This is a genomic window from uncultured Thiodictyon sp. (genome assembly GCF_903946935.1).
GTDB lineage: Bacteria > Pseudomonadota > Gammaproteobacteria > Chromatiales > Chromatiaceae > Thiodictyon.
The window spans coordinates 1-16,369 of the sequence record NZ_CAJAXH010000253.1 but is presented as its reverse complement, the minus strand read 5'-3'; the positions used below and the strand labels follow the sequence as shown (position 1 = coordinate 16,369).

At 62.8% G+C, this 16,369-nt stretch carries 19 protein-coding genes; 2 read left to right on the top strand and 17 right to left on the bottom strand.

Annotated features, from left to right (window positions below; genetic code table 11):
* Positions 1–209 precede the first annotated feature (209 nt).
* The 13 genes from QZX93_RS22405 to QZX93_RS22345 all read right to left on the bottom strand — a co-directional run bounded on the left by QZX93_RS22405 (position 210) and on the right by QZX93_RS22345 (position 10,925).
* Positions 210–467 carry a DUF2442 domain-containing protein gene (locus QZX93_RS22405; protein ID WP_295394955.1) on the bottom strand — a complete coding sequence of 86 codons (258 nt, stop codon included), beginning with the start codon at positions 465–467 and terminating at the stop codon, positions 210–212.
* Positions 439–642, bottom strand: coding sequence for a DUF4160 domain-containing protein (locus QZX93_RS22400; RefSeq protein ID WP_295394954.1), 204 nt, complete (start codon positions 640–642; stop codon positions 439–441). The genes QZX93_RS22405 and QZX93_RS22400 overlap by 29 nt, the downstream gene beginning before the upstream one ends.
* A 239-nt stretch (positions 643–881) precedes the next feature.
* Complete coding sequence (locus QZX93_RS22395; RefSeq protein ID WP_295394953.1) at positions 882–1,154, bottom strand: BrnT family toxin; 273 nt, start codon at positions 1,152–1,154, stop codon at positions 882–884.
* Between the two features lie 353 nt (positions 1,155–1,507).
* Entirely contained in the window at positions 1,508–2,683 is a 1,176-nt protein-coding gene (locus QZX93_RS22390) for a hypothetical protein (protein ID WP_295394952.1), read from the bottom strand.
* The gene (locus QZX93_RS22385; RefSeq protein WP_295383860.1) at positions 2,670–3,557 is read right to left on the bottom strand and encodes a glycosyltransferase; all 888 of its coding nucleotides are present in this window, start codon (positions 3,555–3,557) and stop codon (positions 2,670–2,672) included. Before QZX93_RS22385 ends, QZX93_RS22390 begins: the two co-directional genes overlap by 14 nt.
* Before the next feature lie 3 nt (positions 3,558–3,560).
* Positions 3,561–5,024, bottom strand: a complete 1,464-nt coding sequence (locus QZX93_RS22380; protein ID WP_295383859.1) for an NDP-sugar synthase — start codon at positions 5,022–5,024, stop codon at positions 3,561–3,563.
* A gap of 14 nt (positions 5,025–5,038) precedes the next feature.
* On the bottom strand, positions 5,039–5,773 hold the full coding sequence (locus tag QZX93_RS22375; protein WP_295383858.1) for an exopolysaccharide biosynthesis polyprenyl glycosylphosphotransferase: 735 nt from the start codon (positions 5,771–5,773) through the stop codon (positions 5,039–5,041).
* A 13-nt stretch (positions 5,774–5,786) separates the two neighbouring features.
* Positions 5,787–7,184: a WecB/TagA/CpsF family glycosyltransferase gene (locus QZX93_RS22370; protein WP_295383857.1), complete on the bottom strand. Its 1,398-nt coding sequence runs from the start codon at positions 7,182–7,184 to the stop codon at positions 5,787–5,789.
* A gap of 96 nt (positions 7,185–7,280) precedes the next feature.
* Positions 7,281–7,895, bottom strand: a complete 615-nt coding sequence (udk, locus tag QZX93_RS22365; protein WP_295383856.1) for a uridine kinase — start codon at positions 7,893–7,895, stop codon at positions 7,281–7,283.
* A 51-nt stretch (positions 7,896–7,946) separates the two neighbouring features.
* Positions 7,947–8,282, bottom strand: a complete 336-nt coding sequence (locus QZX93_RS22360) for an STAS domain-containing protein (protein ID WP_295383855.1) — start codon at positions 8,280–8,282, stop codon at positions 7,947–7,949.
* 57 nt (positions 8,283–8,339) lie between these two features.
* On the bottom strand, positions 8,340–8,747 hold the full coding sequence (locus QZX93_RS22355) for an ATP-binding protein (RefSeq protein WP_295383854.1): 408 nt from the start codon (positions 8,745–8,747) through the stop codon (positions 8,340–8,342).
* Positions 8,744–9,958 (bottom strand): SpoIIE family protein phosphatase, encoded by a 1,215-nt coding sequence (locus tag QZX93_RS22350; RefSeq protein WP_295383853.1) that lies wholly within the window; start codon positions 9,956–9,958, stop codon positions 8,744–8,746. The genes QZX93_RS22355 and QZX93_RS22350 overlap by 4 nt, the downstream gene beginning before the upstream one ends.
* Before the next feature lie 19 nt (positions 9,959–9,977).
* The gene (locus tag QZX93_RS22345; RefSeq protein ID WP_295383852.1) at positions 9,978–10,925 is read right to left on the bottom strand and encodes a diguanylate cyclase; all 948 of its coding nucleotides are present in this window, start codon (positions 10,923–10,925) and stop codon (positions 9,978–9,980) included.
* Between the two features lie 346 nt (positions 10,926–11,271).
* Here QZX93_RS22345 and QZX93_RS22340 point away from each other — a divergent pair, with 346 nt between their 5' ends.
* Both QZX93_RS22340 and QZX93_RS22335 read left to right on the top strand, forming a co-directional pair.
* On the top strand, positions 11,272–11,817 hold the full coding sequence (locus tag QZX93_RS22340; RefSeq protein WP_295383851.1) for an NUDIX hydrolase: 546 nt from the start codon (positions 11,272–11,274) through the stop codon (positions 11,815–11,817).
* Positions 11,818–11,858: 41 nt separating this feature from the next.
* Positions 11,859–12,551, top strand: coding sequence for a type 1 glutamine amidotransferase (locus tag QZX93_RS22335; protein WP_295383850.1), 693 nt, complete (start codon positions 11,859–11,861; stop codon positions 12,549–12,551).
* Here the strand turns inward: QZX93_RS22335 and QZX93_RS22330 are convergent.
* The 4 genes from QZX93_RS22330 to QZX93_RS22315 form a co-directional block, all read right to left on the bottom strand.
* Entirely contained in the window at positions 12,508–13,713 is a 1,206-nt protein-coding gene (locus QZX93_RS22330; protein WP_295383849.1) for an AI-2E family transporter, read from the bottom strand. The two genes, QZX93_RS22335 and QZX93_RS22330, sit on opposite strands and share 44 nt — an antisense overlap.
* Before the next feature lie 65 nt (positions 13,714–13,778).
* Positions 13,779–14,570 (bottom strand): molecular chaperone DnaJ, encoded by a 792-nt coding sequence (locus QZX93_RS22325; protein ID WP_295383848.1) that lies wholly within the window; start codon positions 14,568–14,570, stop codon positions 13,779–13,781.
* Positions 14,571–14,577: 7 nt separating this feature from the next.
* A complete protein-coding gene (locus QZX93_RS22320) occupies positions 14,578–15,294 on the bottom strand; it encodes a VWA domain-containing protein (protein ID WP_295383862.1) in 717 nt (238 codons plus the stop codon).
* Positions 15,295–15,531: 237 nt separating this feature from the next.
* Positions 15,532–16,029: a hypothetical protein gene (locus QZX93_RS22315; protein WP_295383847.1), complete on the bottom strand. Its 498-nt coding sequence runs from the start codon at positions 16,027–16,029 to the stop codon at positions 15,532–15,534.
* Positions 16,030–16,369: the final 340 nt, after the last annotated feature.

Sequence of the window (16,369 nt, the reverse complement as noted above, 5' to 3'; positions counted from 1 at the left end):
TCGCCTGCTTTCGTGCCTACGCATCGACGCGTCCGTTACCGTTCGCGCCGCAAGGCTCGATACTGGGCTCGCGGCTCACGATTACCCAGGTGGGATTTGCACCCACTAGACTACGCGACATTGCCAAGCCGCACTGGCCCGTTTTTCTCCTGCTTTTTCCCCTTTTTCCCATTATTTAGTTTCACAATTGAGCTTAGCCGTTTTTCCCATCATGCCGAAATCTTCGAGATCAGAGGGAAATCTTCAGGCTTGCGAATTGATTCAACCGAAAGATCAACGTCAAGTTCTGGCCAATATAGATGGTTTTCCGTTGGACGTTCAATCTCGCAGAGTTGTTCAATGGTTGCGGATTTAAACCACGGAAACTCTGAGAACTGCATAGCCAATCGCTCATCATCCAGCAAAAGCCAGAAGCAATGCTTAGATACATTGGTGACTTCAGCAGCCAAAGTGGCGATGCCAGGCATCTTGAATCTCCTTAATATGGGCTTCAACGACGGCTTGCGCTTGATAAATTTGCATTTTTGAAAGTCCGATATTTACTGCCAAGTGTAGCGATGGCGTCAGCCAGAATTTCGCTTCCCCATTTGGGTGCGCAACGTGGACATGGATGCGGGTCTCCTCGCGAGAGAAGAAAAACAATCGGAACTGGCCGTCACGAACGATTGTTTATGTTGGCAGACGAGACCCTTTCGCCTTCTTTTGTGACTCTCATAAGAAAGCGTAACGCCTCGTTCACCGAGTTCGAGTCCGGAAAAGCAGACGCAACATCCGGCGCAAGAACCACACCATGTTGTGGAAACGAACTGCGATCCGGCCCGAATTTCCTAACGCGGAGACTCTTCAAGTCATACTCGGGCAAAAGATCATCTACCGGTTTCTTATTTTTCTTCATAAGCTTGCCGCTCCTTGTTGGTCGCGGGTCGTGCGCTAATCAGGCGGATCGCGCTCCCGCGTTCAGTATATGACACCACGAGGATGCGTCGCCGCTCTGAGCATCCGACTCTGATATATCGATGTTCTCTGTCCGAATGTTCTGGATCAAAAAAATCAATGTAAAGTGGATCATCGAAAACGCTTACGGCTTCATCGAAAGAGACACCGTGCTTCGCAAGGTTCCGCGTGGCTTTTTCTTCGCCCCAATCGAACTTCATGTTTCCAATCCATACTAGCCGGAATCTTAGTCCAATGCTTCAGAGCGAGCGTCGGGGGAAGGGGCGGCACAGCGTGCATACATCGAGATAGAGGATCTTCATTCCGTAGACCTGCGCTCACCTGTCCGTCTCAGAGCATTTAAATTCGCGAACGCCAGCCGGCATATCGCCTAAAGACGCAGTGCAGAGCGCGAAGAATTAAAGGTGGTCTGTCACCTCATTTACACCAAGAGACAATTGGGAGGAAGATTAGTACACGACCCAAGACCCGTCAAGGTGCGCTGAAGGAAATTTGTTGCCGCTGAGACATTCTTGGCGCGCTTGGCGTCTTGGCGTGAGCCATTCCGACGGCATCACGCATACCGTCCCCACCATTTCAGGAAGGTTGCGGTCGCCTCCGGCCAGGGGGTGCCCACCGGCACTGACAGTGCCGCGGCCGGTGCTGGAGGCAGGCCGGTGCCCGGATTCAACAAGAGCCACGGGAGCGTCGAAATCAATCGCTCTCTGGGGTAGCGCAACGACCAGCGCGGTTGGCGCAGCAGTTCCGCCAGACCGAAGTCGCGCAGGGTAATGGCGGCATTGCGCAATCCGCCCCAGGACTGGCCGCCCTGACCCTTGGGGATGGCGGGCGCGCAATAGGCAGTCCAGTCGCCGATGGGCTTGCCGGTGCGCACTGTCTCGAACCAGGACAGGGTCTCCAGCCAGATGCCGACCACCCGCTGTTGCCAGGCCGCCGCGTCCTCTGCCGCATAACGGCCATAGTCCGGATGAAACTTGTTGTCACGCGCCTGGCGATAGAGGTCCATGAACGCAGCCTGCCCGGGCCAGTCCAGCGCGTTGAGTAACTTGGCCTTCTCCACATACGAGGGGTGATAGGAGCGGTTGCCGGCCAGGCGGGTATCGCCGCAGGCCAGAATGGCCTTGAACAGGTACTTGAAAAAGACCTCCTGCTCGGCGGCGTTGAGCGTCTCACCGTTCGCCAGCCGCCGCTGGTTCATCAGGAGCAGGGCGCCGCGATTGAGCAACAGCCGCGTGAACTCACCCAACGGCACGGTGCGCAAGGGCATGGCCGGCATGGCGGCGAGCACATTCGCGTCGCCAGCCACGACCCGGTGGCCCCAAATCATCTCGGCATTCATCAGTGAGTATTCGGCCGTGGGCAATTGGTCCTCGCGCAGCAGGGCGAAGTCCACATCGACCCCCACCTCGTGCTCCAGCGCCTTGGCCTGCCGCGCCAATGCCTGTTGCAATGCCTTGCGTTGGGCCTGGTCGAGGTCGCGCACGACGACGAAATAATCGTAGTCGTTGTACGCCTGGGGTTGCCCGTTGCGCAGGCAATAGCCGCCTTCCCCGCGGCCATAGCCGCCCATGAGCACCAAGGCGCGGAAGCCGGGTGGCGCCAACAGCGCGGTGACGGCCTGGGCGATCAGCAACTGGTCGCGGGCAATCCGCGTCTCGACCGCCGCATCGCCATCCAGGGTATAGCGGTCGCGGCGGGCCGGTGCGATCCCTGTTTCAGTGAGTGCCATAGGCCTTCTGTCCGTCGAGTTGCCCGCGCCAGCGGCCCCATTTCTGGACGGCGCGCAGGGGGATGGTATGAATGAGCGCGTCCCATGAGCGCCGCTGGGCGGCCCACTTCAGATCGCGCACCACCTCCATGCCGAAGGGGAGCAGGCAGTAGCGGATGAAGGAGGTGTTGAGTTCGCCGCTGCGGAAGATCCAGGCGTCCGCCTTGCCCTCACCGAATTGACGCTTGAAGGACTGGCGCAAGGTGTAATTGTGTGAATGGGTGGCGGCAGCCGCGGCCACGTAATGGATCTTGAGTCCAGCTTGGCGCAGCCGGTACGACCACTCGATGTCCTCCGAGTATTGAACGCGGGTCTCGAAGGCAAAGCGCTCCAGTACATCGCGCCGGACCGCGCAATTGGCCATGGAGAAGAAATGGACCCACTTGGCGGCCTCTAGTCCGTCACCGAATGCCCGTTCAGTGTCCTTGACAAAGAGCGAACGGCAATCGGGTCGGGCGGTCTGGCGACCGTAGACTGCGCCTACGGCGGGGTCGGCGAGCGGGGCGATGAGCTGCGCCAGCCAGTCCTCCCGCTCGGGCGTGGCGTCTGAGTTGAGGAACACCACCACCTCGCCCCCCACCGTGCGCACGGCCTCGTTGAGTACGGTGCCGGGGTTATAGGCCGCCGAGTCGTTGCGGCGGATGTGCGATGCCTCGTTGAATTCTTTGATGATGTCCAAGGTGCCGTCGGTCGAGCTCGAGTCGAAGTTCCAGAGCACGAAGTTGCGGTAGCCCTGCCGCTGGATCATCTCCAGGGTTCCGCGAATGACCGCCCGGTCGTTGTATGAGCGCATGGCTATGGCGACCTGGGGGTTGAAGCCGGTGTGCTGTTCCATTGGCTATTCCCCCGCCGCGCGGCCGCGGCGCCAGCCCTTGCCGTCGAACAGGCTCATCAGACCCCGCAGCAGGTAGCCTGTATCCTTTTTCCAACTCTGCGATCGGGCATAAAAGGCGTCGCTCAACAGGCGCTCATCCAGCGGGGCGTCGTCAGTCAAGTCGATCTGGGTGGGTCCCAACAGGCCCACCGGCGACTGGTCACGGACCCGTTGCCAGTCCTCGGTGCGGGTGGCATCCTCGGCGGGTGTCAGGGGGGAGACGCCGACCAGGCGCAGGTGACCCGCAATCACGGCCAGCAGCCTGGGCAGGTGACGCAACACCGGAATTTCGGTATTCCAGCAGCGCTCGGTGAAGACCGCTGTGCCGGCGTCCGCACGGTTACCCATGCGCTCGCCAGTCACCATTAGTCGGCCCCCGCCCGCCAGTGCCGCCGCCGCGGCGGCAATGGGCCACAGCGGAGCCGAGAGGATGAGCAGCAACACCGCCATCAGCCGGTCCCAGAGCGACACTGGCGCCCGACCCTCGGCCGCGCCCAGGCTGCCGAGCAGGAAGGCCTCGTCGATCTTGAGCAAGGCGCCGGTATCGACCCGTATCAGATAGTTGTTGGCGACGATGGCATTGCTGATCTCCACCAATTCGCCCACATAGGTGCGTGGAAAAATCACACTGTTGCGGATCGTGGCCGCGCGGTCGACCACCACGTCGTCGCCGATGACCACCTCGCCCAGCAGCTCTGCCTCCGGATGCACGCGGCTGTTCGCGCCGACATAGGCCATCCCCTGCCGGAGGCTCTTGGGCATGACCGAGGCCTTGCGGCCAGCGAACAGGCCGAGCGCGACGGTCCGCCCGGCAATTGCAAGCCCCGGGATACGGCCGGCGAGGAGGTCGAGATTGGCCCGATGGAAGGCGGCAAGGCCATCCAGACAGTTGAGGCTCCAGTGGGCGCCAACGCAACCGCCCGCGGTTGGCAATGGTTTGGGCTGGTCCCAACTCAGGCAGTCGAGCAAGTCGCCGGGGGCCGGAGCGCCGGGGCGCAGCAGTAACAAACTGCCGCGGGGGTCCTCACCCGCCTCGCAGAAGGCCGAGGTGCCGGTCTTACCCTGCGCCTGCTGGAGAAATTCGCTCGTGACGGGGGAGCGCAGCAGGTCGCCGCGTAACGCCAGCACCGCCTCGGCGTCGGCCAGACTGAGGCGCGACCAGACGGTAGCGGGTTGCTCTTCGCCGCGACTCAGCACATAGCGTATCGTGGCCCCCCAGCGCTGACCGTCCCCCAGGGTGCTGGCGCCGGTCTGTTCGCCATGAGCGGTGGCGACCACCACCAGATCGCGGATGCCGGCGCCCACCAAGTCCTCGATGGTATAGATCAGCAGCTCCTTGCCGGCCACCGGTAGCAGCGGGACCGCCAGTTTTTCTGTCAGTGGCGCGAGCTCGAGACCCACGCGATCGGCAAAGATGAGTGCGCGCATGTGTCCTGTGCTCCTTAATAAGCGCCCGTACCGAACAGTAGGGCGGGGACCGTCTTTAGCAGGATCTTGAGGTCGGTCAAGAATGATTGGGACTGGATGTACTGGGCGTCCAGCTCCACCTGCTGATCGAATGGAATCTCGGAGCGCCCCGAGATCTGCCAGATGCAGGTGATGCCCGGGATCACCTCCAGGCGTCGGCGATCCGACAGCGAGTATTGGTCCACCTCTTGGGGGACGGGGGGGCGGGGACCCACCAAGGACATGTCGCCCTTGATCACATTCCAGAGCTGCGGCAGCTCGTCGATGGAGGTCTTGCGGATAATACGGCCGACCTTGGTGACGCGCGGGTCGTTCTTCATCTTGAAAATGACCCCGCCTTGCATCTCGTTGTTGGCCATCAGCTCCTGCTTTCGCTTCTCTGCATCGGTATACATGGAGCGAAATTTCCACATCGTGAACAAGCCCCCCCAGCGCCCCACGCGCGTCTGCTTGAATAGGATGGGTCCGGGGTCTTCCAGCCGGATGGCAATCGCCACGCCCAGAAACACCGGGATCAGGAGCACCATAAGAATCGCGGCGCTGACGATATCGAAGACCCGCTTGATCAGGTAGGCCCCTTGGACCACGCCGACCCAGCCGGCACGTTTGAGATAGAACCGCCAGCGATGCTTGAACGCCGCTTGCTCGATGCGTCCGTAGCGTTCGAGTATCAACTCGCGTAATGCTTGTTCGCGGGTCTTTTCGATCATAGCTGTGCCACCTCTATGATGGGTGCGAGTTATCTGGGGGCGGCGGGGCGTGCCGTTCGCCGTCCGCGCTGGGCAGAGTAAAGCGTTCCGGGTGCTGCGCCTGCTGCCTCACGCGCAGCAAAAAGAGCGGGTTGCCGATCACATAACGCCGCCACATCCGCCCGGGCTCCTGGATCAGTCGGTACAGCCATTCCAGGCCGATTTCGCGCATCCACACCGGTGCGCGCGGGATGCGACCGGAGTAGAAGTCGAACAGCCCGCCGACACCCATGCACACCGGCGGCGCCAGCCGCTCACGCCAGCGATGGAGCCACACCTCCTGACGGGGTACACCGAAGGCCACAAGCAGTATCCGCGCCCCTGACTGGCTAATGGCGTGGACCACGGACGACTCCTCCTCGGCAGAAAAAAAGCCGTCTCGCGTGCCGGCGATCATGAGCGTCGGGTAGCGTTTGACCATGTTGTCCGCCGCCGCCTGTGCCACCCCCGGCCGCGCGCCCAGCAAATAGATCGGCAGCCCCGCGCGCGCCGCCGCCTCGCAGAGTAGCGGAAACAGGTCGGTGCCGTTGACGTTGGCCCGCAGCGCCAGGCCGAGCATGCGACAACCCAGGTGGATGCCGATCCCGTCGGGCAATACGCGATCCGCGTCGAGCAGCACGCCGCGGTAGGTCGCATCCTTCCAGGCGATATTGAGGCAATCGGGATTGACGAAGGCCATCAGCCTGCGAGTAGTCCCCTGGGCGTTGGCGATGACCCAGTCGACCGCCTCGGTCATGGTGGTGTTGACCACGGGGATGCCGAAGAAATTGATCACCGGTGGCATCTCCCGCGCGGCACCGCCGCCGCCAAGCGCGCTGGACACGACCGAGCGCGCCGCCAGGCCCAAATCGCCCTTGAGTGTTTGACCGTAGACCTGATCGCGATCCAATGCCGACTCGCGCTCATGCGCCAGACCGATGCGGCTGCGAATGCCGAATGGTGAGATCAAACCTGGTCGTACGATAAAGCGCACCAGGTCTTCGACCGGAACCGCGGCCGCCTCTTCTGCCCGCAAGGGGCGTGGACCAACGATGGCCATCTCGCCCCGCACGATGTTGAGCCAGACCGCAAGTGTACGAAAGCGGCCGGTGCCGGCGAATGACAGGCGTTGGAATGGTGTCTGAAAGCGGCCAATCAGCGGGGTGGCGGTGAGGATCGCGCCGGTCTGGTGCCGGCTCCACCAGGCGCGTGCCAGCAGGAGCGGCGACAGCAGGACCAGCAGCGTAGCGCTGGCCGCAATATCCAGGGCCCGGGGCAGCACATTGTTCAGCAAGGCGAGCGTCGGATGGGCGCGGCGCCGCACACCGGACAACCAGCGACCGCGGCGAGAGTTGCCGAGCGGACCGGGGATCACTGGTGCGGATTTTGCCATCGGTTGCAGCCCCTTATGTGGTAAACCAACAACGGTCGTCATGCCGGTGCGCGCTGGCGCTCATCAGGTTCGGCCGTCCGGTGGTTGCGCCATCGGTCAATTGACGCCCCCGATTGCAGCGATGAGGTCGCGAATACTGGGCTCCATTGACGCCTCTCCCGAATACACCCGATCAGCGTATTCCTTGGAGGGCTCGACAAAGCGGTCATGCATCGGTTTGACCTGTGCCAGAAACTGTTGCTCGACGCCCGCCGGGTCCCGTCCGCGCTCACGGGTATCGCGGGCCAGTCGGCGCGCAAAGCGAACCCGCTCTGCGGTCTCGATAAACACCTTGGTATCGCAGTTCGCGCGCACCAACGGGTGTGCCAGAATCAGCAGGCCCTCCACGATCGTCACCGGACAGGGCGCCAGGGCGTGGGTCTCCCGCAAGCGCCGATGACTGTGATAATCATAAACCGGAACGGCAATCGGGCGGCCCCCGCGCAGCTCCTCTAAATGCCCGGACAGCAAGTCAAAATCGATGGCGTCGGGGTGATCGAAATTAACGCTACCGCCATCGCAGTCAAATGCGTCGCTCTGGTCGCGATAATAGGCATCCTGGTGCAGAATAGAGCAGCGAGCCGGCCCCAGCCAGTCCCGCAGCATGAAGGCAAAGGTGGTCTTGCCCGAGCCGCTGCCGCCCGCGATGCCAATAATCGTCGGTGTACGCACGCTTCATGCCCTGGGGCTGGCCGCTAGGTCACCCTGGGGTAACGCCGGGTGTCAATGCATGGCTCGCAGTGCCGCGGCCTCATCGTCGAAGATCTGAAACACCGTGTGCAGCCGGGTCAGTTCAAACAGCGCACGGACGTTGTTACTCATGCCGAACAGATAGACATCGCCGCCTTGCTTGCGGGCCGTTTGCAGGCTGCCGACCAGCGCCCCACAGGCGCTGGAGTCCATAAACTCAGTCCGCGTCAGGTCGAGGATCATGCGACCGTTGCCACCGGTCAGGATCTCCTTCAATTGGGTCCGGGCATCGGCCGCATCGGCCATCAGCAGCCGGTCGGGCAACCGGACGACATCGATGCCATCGCGGCTCTCATGTTCTAATGCCATCGAAATACTCCTGCTCAAAAAATAGGCGGTTCAGCGGCGAGGTCGGAGGTAGCGCCTTTAACATCGCCGTGTCAGGTTTAACACATTCTCATCGCCGATACGGTCGATGTGGGCCGAATCGGTCCAGGCCAGAATCATGGGCCAGCCGCGCCCACCCTCGGCTTCGGGCGGGGGCATGGTCGTGCGGCTCAGGACATCGGCCGGCAGCGGCACGCCGCGATCGCGTATTTCAATCTCGATGCAGTCGTCGGTATGGCGCCAATCGATGGTGATCAGGTGCCCCGGCTCGCCCCGATAACCGTGTTTGATGCAGTTGGTGACCGCCTCAATGACGACCAAGGTGAGTTGGAAGGTGCTGTGGCTGTCACATCCGGCGTCGCGGCACAGCCCGTCCACGCGCAGTTGGATGTCGGCAAGCCCCGCCGGGTCGCTATCCAAGGTCAGCGTGGTCGCCCCTGTCATCATGATTCGCTATCCCGTTCCAGTACCAAGACCGAAATATCGTCATCGAAATCGAGCGTTCCGCTCCAGTGTTGCAGCTGCGCCTCCAGCTCACGCGTCAACCCCAAGCGGTTATCGCCGGCGCTGGCGGCCAGCGCCGATTGCATACGCTCGACGCCGAAGAGCTCGCCTTGCGGGTTGCCGCACTCGGTTACCCCATCGGAATACAAGATCAGCCGATCGCCCGCGTTGAGGACCACCGGCTGCGACACGTAGTCTACATCCGGAAACATGCCGAAGGGTAGGCCGCCGGCATCCAGTGTTTCGATCGCGCCGCAATTGCGTAAAATCAGTGGGGGCGGATGACCGGCAAGCACGATCTGTGCCTCCCCGGAGTGTTTGTCGATGGTGCCATAGGCGATGGTGGCATAGTTCTCGAACTCCGCGTCTGGATCGATCCAGCGGGTGTTCACCTCGGACAGGAAGGGGCCGGGACCGGGAAACCCGGCGGCCGGTGTGCCGAGCTCGGCCAGGCTACGGTGCGACGCGGCGGTGGGCATCAGGGACGCGTTGAGTCGCGCCGAAAACAGCGCCGCCTGGACCCCGTGACCGGAGACATCGAATAGGTAGAAGCCGATCAGGTCCTCGCTGAGCTGAAAGAAATTGAAGCTATCGCCCGAGACTTGCGCGGCGGGCAGAAACAGCGACTCGGTGCGGAACGGCGCGACCAGCCGATCCGCCGGGGGTAGCATCTGACGCTGGATGCGGGCCGCCGAGGTCAAATCGCGCTGGATTTGGTTATAGGCCTGTTGCAGTCGCTCGCGCGATTGCCGCAGCGTCCGATTCTGGTCCGCGAGCTGGCCCTGGACCGTGAGTATCCGCTCGGCCACCCGCAGCCGGGCGCGCAGCAACTTGGAGTCGACCGGTTTGGAGAGAAAGTCGTCGGCGCCGGCGTTCAGGCCCTCGAGCAGGTCCGATTTGTCGGAACGCGCAGTCAGTAAAAGTATATAGATATAGTGTTTGAAGCCCGCCGCGCGTGCCGCCTTGCAGAACTCCAGGCCCGACATCCGCGGCATCATCCAGTCGCAGATGACCAGCTCGATGGTCGCCTCGCGCATGCGCTCCAGGCCCTCGAGTCCATCCGCCGCGTCAAACGCGTTATAGCCCCAGGCCTCGAGTAGTGCCCGCACGTAGAGCCGGGTATCGGCCGCGTCATCGATGATCAATGCGTTCAAAACATACCCCTGACGCGATCTATGTCCGATTGAGCACCTTGCCGGACACCCGCCCGCCACCGCGCGCCTTGGCCTGGCCGAGCTGTTCGTCGGCCAATCGCAGGAAGGCCTCGGCCCCGCCGTCGGTCGCGCGTCGGCGGGTGGCGACACCGATACTGACCGTCACCACCGGTGCGGCCGCGGACGAGGCGTGACCGATGCCACGGGCCCGCACCGCCTTCTCGACCTTCTCGCCGAGTTGCATCGTCGGCTCGAAATCGGTCACGGGCAGCAGGCAGACGAATTGTTCGTCGCTGTAGCGGGCCACGAGATCGCCCGGGCGGTGCAGTTGCGATTCCAGTATCCGGGCCACCAGGCGCAGCGCATCCTCGCCCGCCTGGGGTCCGTAATAGTCGTGGTAGGCACTGAAGTGATCGATCGCGATCAACAGCAGCGACAAGGCGGTGCCATCGCGTTGGGCGCGTCCGCACTCGATACCGATCTGCTCCTCGAAATAGCGCCGGCTGTAGGCCCCGGTGAGCCGATCGCGGAAGGCCATGGTACGCAATTGGTCCGATTGGAATTGAAGCAGCAGATGGGTGGTTACCCGCGAGCGTAACACGCTGGGGTTGACCGGTTTGGTGACGAAGTCGACTGCGCCGGCATCGAGATAAGCGGTTTCTTGGTCGCTATCGGTGTGTGCGGTGATCAAGATCACCGGAATATCCCGCAGGGACTGTGATGACTTGAGTTGTCCCAGGAGTTGCAACGCGTCGGTTCCTGGCACCTCATCGTCGAGCAACAGCAGGTCGGGCGGCGCCTGAGTACAGAGTGCGATGGTGGTCGAACCGTCGGCGGCCGTGTAGACCTCACAGTCGGTCCCGATGCCATAACCCGCGCCCTGTGAGCGCGTTGGCTCGCTGTCCACCACCAAGACCTTGGGTCGGCGCGGCAGGCTTGCGAGCGTATTAGAACGCGTTAGGTTCATGATTATCCGGTTGCATTCCGCCGCAACGAGTCGCGACGCACGGGGCTGGTCAAGGACTGCGGTGCGCTCTCAATGCGGCTGGATGCGCATCGAAAAGGCGGCGGTAATCCCTGAGTTCGCTTCACCCGCTGGTTGGCGATTGTGCCCGATTTGGCCGATTGTAACAGGGTCTACCACGGGATGTGCCTGGGGCTCTAGTGGTAAAGGCTTGCCCCGTCGCCGCTGCCGCGGCACAGGTGTTAGAACGCTTGTGAGATAGCCCGGCGGCGACTAGTTTAGGCACTTGAGTCCAGTCTTGGCCCGACGTCACGGGTCGGGTTCCAAAAAAACGCAACGAGTGACCGTCATGAGCGCAACACCGATCCTTCAACGCGAGCCGATCTTTCGGGGGCGCGTCATCGACGTCGGCCTGGAGACCGTGGAACTGCCCAACGGTAACCGGGTGGACCTGGAGATCGTCCGTCACCCCGGTGGCGCGGCGGCGGTGGCCCTGGACGAGCAACAGCGGGTCTGCCTGCTGCGTCAGTACCGCCACGCCGGCGACGGTTGGTTGTGGGAACTGCCGGCGGGCAAGCTCGACCCCGGCGAATCCCCCTTGACGACGGCGACCCGGGAGTTGGCCGAAGAGGCGGGCGTGACCGCCCGGGACTGGACCGGGCTCGGTTTCATACACAGCTCTCCCGGGGTCTTCACCGAGGTCATCCATCTGTGGTTGGCGCGCGACTTGGCGATCGCTGACCACGCCCGCGAGTGCGACGAGGTCATGGAGGTCCATTGGGTGGCGTTGCGTGAGGCCCTAGACTGGTGCAACGATGGCACCATCACCGACGCCAAGACCCTGGTGGGGCTGTATCGCGCCAACGCCCTGATGCGCGACACGCCTGGGTATTGAGCCGTTCTCAACCAGTTTCCGACCCCCGCGAGTCCTTGACCATGCACATCAATTGCCTGCTCCACGCACCCTTCGAAGGTCCCTGCGGTATCGCCGACTGGGCCGCTGACCGGGGTCACTCCCTGACGATGACCCCGCTGTATGCCGGGGTGCTGCCGCCCGACCCCGCGTCCTACGATTGGCTGGTAGTTATGGGCGGCCCCATGGGGGTGCATGACGAGTCCGAGCACCCCTGGCTGGTGGCGGAGAAGGCCCTGATCCGGCGCAGTATCGAGGCCGGCAAGACCGTCGTCGGCGTCTGTCTCGGGGCCCAATTGATTGCCGCAGCGCTGGGCGCTCGGGTCTATCGCAACCGCGAGGCGGAGATCGGCTGGCTGCCGATCGAGCTGACGGCGGCCGGACAGGCATCGGCGCTCTGCGGCTTTCTGCCGCCGGTGTTCCAGGTCTTTCAGTGGCACGGCGACACCTTCGACCTGCCAGCGGGTGCGCTGCAGCTGGCCCGCAGCGTCGCCTGCGAACAGCAGGCGTTTTTGTACGACGGGCGAGTGCTCGCCCTCCAGTTCCATCTGGAGTTCACGCCTGAGAGTATCGCGGCGCTGTGCGAGGTCTGCGCCGATGAGATGGTCCCCGGACCCTATGTCCAGACCGCCGCGCAGTTGCTGGCCGTCACGCCCGCGGACTATGCGCAACTCAGGGTGGCGCTGTTCGGCCTGCTGGACCGGCTGTCGCGGTGAGCGGCGACGGACTGATCCGCTGCGGCTGGTGCGGGTCTGCCCCGGACGTCTGCGGATCGGCGGGGGCGCAGACCGGTTGCGACTCCGCCGGGCCATCCACGACCCCGTCGACCGCCCGCAGCGGGGCGGCGAAGGCGATCCCGTAGATCGCCCAGATGGAGACGAGCAGTGAGCCGATCACCGGCCCGATGAAGATACCGGGGAAGCCGAACATGAAGAGGCCGCCCAGGGTGCTGAGGAAGATCATCAGCTCGTGCATCTTGGTGTCCTTGCCCACCAGGATGGGGCGCAGCACGTTGTCCAGGCTGCCGACCAGCAGACCGCAGAAAGCGGCCAGGGTGAGACCCGTGACCGTGTGCCCCTGCATGATGAGGATGCCGGTCGCCGGTAGCCAGATCAGGGCGGACCCGACCTGGGGAATGGTGGAGAGGACCACCATCACCGAGCCCCAAAAGACCGCGTTGGGGATGCCGGCCACGGCGAACGCGATACCTGCCAGGCTCCCTTGGAGCAGTCCGATTAGCAGTGAGCCCCGCAAGGTGGCCCGCGTCACCGACATGAAATTCTCCAGCAAGGCGCGTTCGTCGTGGGTCTTGAGCGGGAGGTAATCGAGGCATTGGTCGACCAGTTGCTCTCCGTCCATTTGCAGAAAATACAGACTGTAGAGAAACACGAAGACCATGAAGACGAAATTAACGGTCCCCAGCGTGAACGATGACAGTCCCTCCATCGCCACCTTACTCACGGCCGAGGTCGCCGTGCCCGCCTGCTGCGCGATCTTGCCCCAGTGCGGGGCCAACTGATCGTAGAAGGGTATCCGGTGCAGGAGCCGGATAAATTCATTGGGCTGGGCCAGCGTTTCCTGCACCCACACCGTCGCGAACTGGCCGACGTCCTGCGCTTGGGAGATCAGGACGCCCACGAGGAGGGCGAGTGGGATCAGCACCACCAGCGTCATGAGCGTCAGCGAGGTCAGGGACGCCAGTGCCCGGCGGCCATGGAACAGGGTGGTGAGGCGCAGAAACAGGGGTTGGGCCAGGGCGCTGCCGACCCCGGCCAGGAACAGTGCCATCAGAAACGGCTGGATCATGGCCAGAAAGAGTGCCGAGATCCCGAGTGTCAGGAGCAGGACCATCCACTTGCTGATCGTCTCTTGATGCATTCCTTCACCGCTCAGTGATCGGGTCGCATCGGCCGGGTGCCGAGGCGCAATGGCCGGAGGTCGGTTCAGCCGCGTGCTTTCAGCAACACCCGTTTGGCCTCGTTGATCTTGGCGGCCAGATAGCCGGAGCCGCCCCGATCCGGGTGTAGTCGCTGCATCAGCCGGCGATGGGCGTCGCGGATCGCTGCCGCGTCCGCGGCCGGCTCCAGGCCCAGGATCGCCAGGGCCTCCGCCTCATTCATCGGGCCGTCGCCGGCACCGGTGTGCCCGGCCCCCGGACCCGGGTCGCGCGTGCGCCAGTCCGGCCCCCGCTCCCGGTCCAGATAGGCCTCTAGGACCGAGGCGGACTGGGCGTCCGCCTCCCGATACAGTTCCAGCATCCGCAGCAGTTCATCCAGGCGCAGGTCGCGTAGCTCGCGGCCCACGAACGGGCCCTCCAGCACCCGCCCATCCATGGCCCCGGTGGCGTGCTCCAGGCGCATCTCGAGGAATCGGGTGCGGATGGACGAGCCCCCGGCGCCGCCACTGCTGGTACTTCCGGTTCCACCCGCCCCCGGTGCGCCGCCGAAGATCCCCCCAGGCAGTGGAATGCCGAGCGAGCGCAGCAGGCGCTGCAAGGCCGGGACCGACTGGAGCAAGGTCAACAGGCGGACCGCCGCCGGGATCAATGCACCGATGAAGGCGAAAATCGGGCTCAGTCGACCGGTCGCCGCCGCCAGCACCAGGACGCCGACCAGGCTCCACATGGCGACCTTGCGCAGGATGTCGGCGACCCGGGCCGGCGGGGTGCGCCGGAACCAGTACAGGAACCAGAACACCCCGAGGGCGATGAACGGGAGGATCAGCAGACGGCCCATCGCGCCCTCAGCCTTTATGACCCGGGCGGGTCATCTGGTGCGTCAACTGGAGCACCGCCCCGCCGCGGGCCTGCCCGTATCGGGTCAGGGCCGCGTGGCCGCCGGCCGCATAGACCGCCACCGCGGCCAGCAGGTCGCGCAGCAGGTCCGGGCTGTTGGCATCGAAGGGGCACCAGGCACCGCCGCTCAGGCGCGCGATCTCCCGGAAGCTGCGCTCCGCCGTCGGGTCGCGCCCCTCCTGAAAGACGAAGGCCGGCAGGTGCAGCAGTCCGAGCCGACCGGCCAGATCGGCCAGGCGCTCCCGGTCCTCCTCCATGCAGTCGCCGACAAACACCAGTGCATCGACCCGCCCGTGCCCGGCCGCCGCGATGGCATGCTCCAGCACGCGGGCGATCTGGGTCAGGCCCGCCGCGCAGAAGACCCGGTTCATGCGCTTGAGGAGCGTCGGCGAGTCGGCGATCCAGTCCGTCGCCTCGAACTCCTGGAAACCGCGGTAGTAGCAGAGCTGGACCGCGAGCCCGCCGAGCGCGCGGGTATCGGCAAACATCGCCGACTGGATGCGCGCCGCCTGGTCCCAGGTCGGTTCTCGGCTGGCGGTGGCGTCCATGGCAAAGATCAGCCGGCCTCCGCGGCCGGGCGGTCCCACGCGCGGGGTCGCTGCCACCTGCGTGAGAAAGGCGCTGACATCGGTAGCGGCATCAATGGCCTTGCGATCGGAGGGCATGGGTGTCTTGGCTGTAGGCTCGGTCAGATGGAAGGGGAGGGCGGCAGTCAGTGAAGCGGCGATGCGGCTTGATCTGACATACCAGGCGCGCGGGTTGCCGTCACCATGCAGGATGCCCAGAACCCAGGCGTCGTGCAACCGGGCGGGTGGCTGCCCACGTTACGGTGTTGGGGGTGATCGGGATTGACCTGCCTCAATAATTCTCGATTCTCTATGCCTCATCCTGCCGTCTGGGCACTATTTGTGATATGCAGTTAACACTGGACAAAGATTTTCCCAATCCGAACGAAGCCAGTCGAGTAGCGCCTGAGGTGATTCAAGCGATCCCAGTTCTTCTCTCTCAATAACCTTCTTTATCAATTTGGCTAGTCTGTTTTGTGGGTTATCCCGACGCATTTTGTTAAATAGGTTGCGACTCCAGTCCATGGCAAAGTCATCGAAGTCATCACCCATCTGCGGGACCTTTGGAAAGGAATATCCGGCCTTGTAGCGCTCAGAAAAACTTGGGTCTCTAGCAAGCGCAATATCGCCGCGCAATTTTTCGCGAGCGCGTGCTTGATAGTGCTCGATGTTGATTTCTTCGTTTTCGGTTACAAAGAAATCATCTAGCGAATACGTTTCGTCCTCTGTAGTGTTTTCTGTGATATATCTGGCGGCTTCATATACTGCTTTAGTAAATTCACTTAGCCATCTATTTTGACTGTCTCGGGAACCTTTGCTGATTGCTTCGATCATGTCTGCACGTTGATCAGCACGAGAGGAAACAAAAGATGGATTCAAGTCGTCAAAGCACTCGCTGCTCGCCCAGTGACCATAATATGTTTCAATAAAATATGTCTTAAGCCAAGTGGCTTTTCCATCTTGGCCGTTCTCGTTGCCTACGTATGGCCTATTAAAGTTTTTGGATTCGGTTTCCGCGCCAAAGCCAGCCTTTTTTAAGAGGCTGTCTAAGAACCATTTTGAGATAGAGGCTTACTTAACGGCTAATAAATACGGCGTTTGATTATTGCAGATCTGCCGAAGAAGCAAGCGTCCGGATGCAATATAAACCTGTGTTTCGCTTGAAGTCGGTTTG

Coding starts and splice junctions, on each gene's coding strand:
- QZX93_RS22385 (WP_295383860.1), bottom strand. CDS start 3,557: ATGGAACAGCACACCGGCTTCAACCCCCAGGTCGCCATAGCCATGCGC.
- QZX93_RS22360 (WP_295383855.1), bottom strand. CDS start 8,282: ATGGCATTAGAACATGAGAGCCGCGATGGCATCGATGTCGTCCGGTTG.
- QZX93_RS22315 (WP_295383847.1), bottom strand. CDS start 16,029: ATGATCGAAGCAATCAGCAAAGGTTCCCGAGACAGTCAAAATAGATGG.
- QZX93_RS22335 (WP_295383850.1), top strand. CDS start 11,859: ATGCACATCAATTGCCTGCTCCACGCACCCTTCGAAGGTCCCTGCGGT.
- QZX93_RS22325 (WP_295383848.1), bottom strand. CDS start 14,570: ATGGGCCGTCTGCTGATCCTCCCGTTCATCGCCCTCGGGGTGTTCTGG.
- QZX93_RS22330 (WP_295383849.1), bottom strand. CDS start 13,713: ATGCATCAAGAGACGATCAGCAAGTGGATGGTCCTGCTCCTGACACTC.
- QZX93_RS22370 (WP_295383857.1), bottom strand. CDS start 7,184: ATGGCAAAATCCGCACCAGTGATCCCCGGTCCGCTCGGCAACTCTCGC.
- QZX93_RS22375 (WP_295383858.1), bottom strand. CDS start 5,773: ATGATCGAAAAGACCCGCGAACAAGCATTACGCGAGTTGATACTCGAA.
- QZX93_RS22380 (WP_295383859.1), bottom strand. CDS start 5,024: ATGCGCGCACTCATCTTTGCCGATCGCGTGGGTCTCGAGCTCGCGCCA.
- QZX93_RS22345 (WP_295383852.1), bottom strand. CDS start 10,925: ATGAACCTAACGCGTTCTAATACGCTCGCAAGCCTGCCGCGCCGACCC.
- QZX93_RS22340 (WP_295383851.1), top strand. CDS start 11,272: ATGAGCGCAACACCGATCCTTCAACGCGAGCCGATCTTTCGGGGGCGC.
- QZX93_RS22405 (WP_295394955.1), bottom strand. CDS start 467: ATGCCTGGCATCGCCACTTTGGCTGCTGAAGTCACCAATGTATCTAAG.
- QZX93_RS22395 (WP_295394953.1), bottom strand. CDS start 1,154: ATGAAGTTCGATTGGGGCGAAGAAAAAGCCACGCGGAACCTTGCGAAG.
- QZX93_RS22355 (WP_295383854.1), bottom strand. CDS start 8,747: ATGATGACAGGGGCGACCACGCTGACCTTGGATAGCGACCCGGCGGGG.
- QZX93_RS22320 (WP_295383862.1), bottom strand. CDS start 15,294: ATGCCCTCCGATCGCAAGGCCATTGATGCCGCTACCGATGTCAGCGCC.
- QZX93_RS22390 (WP_295394952.1), bottom strand. CDS start 2,683: ATGGCACTCACTGAAACAGGGATCGCACCGGCCCGCCGCGACCGCTAT.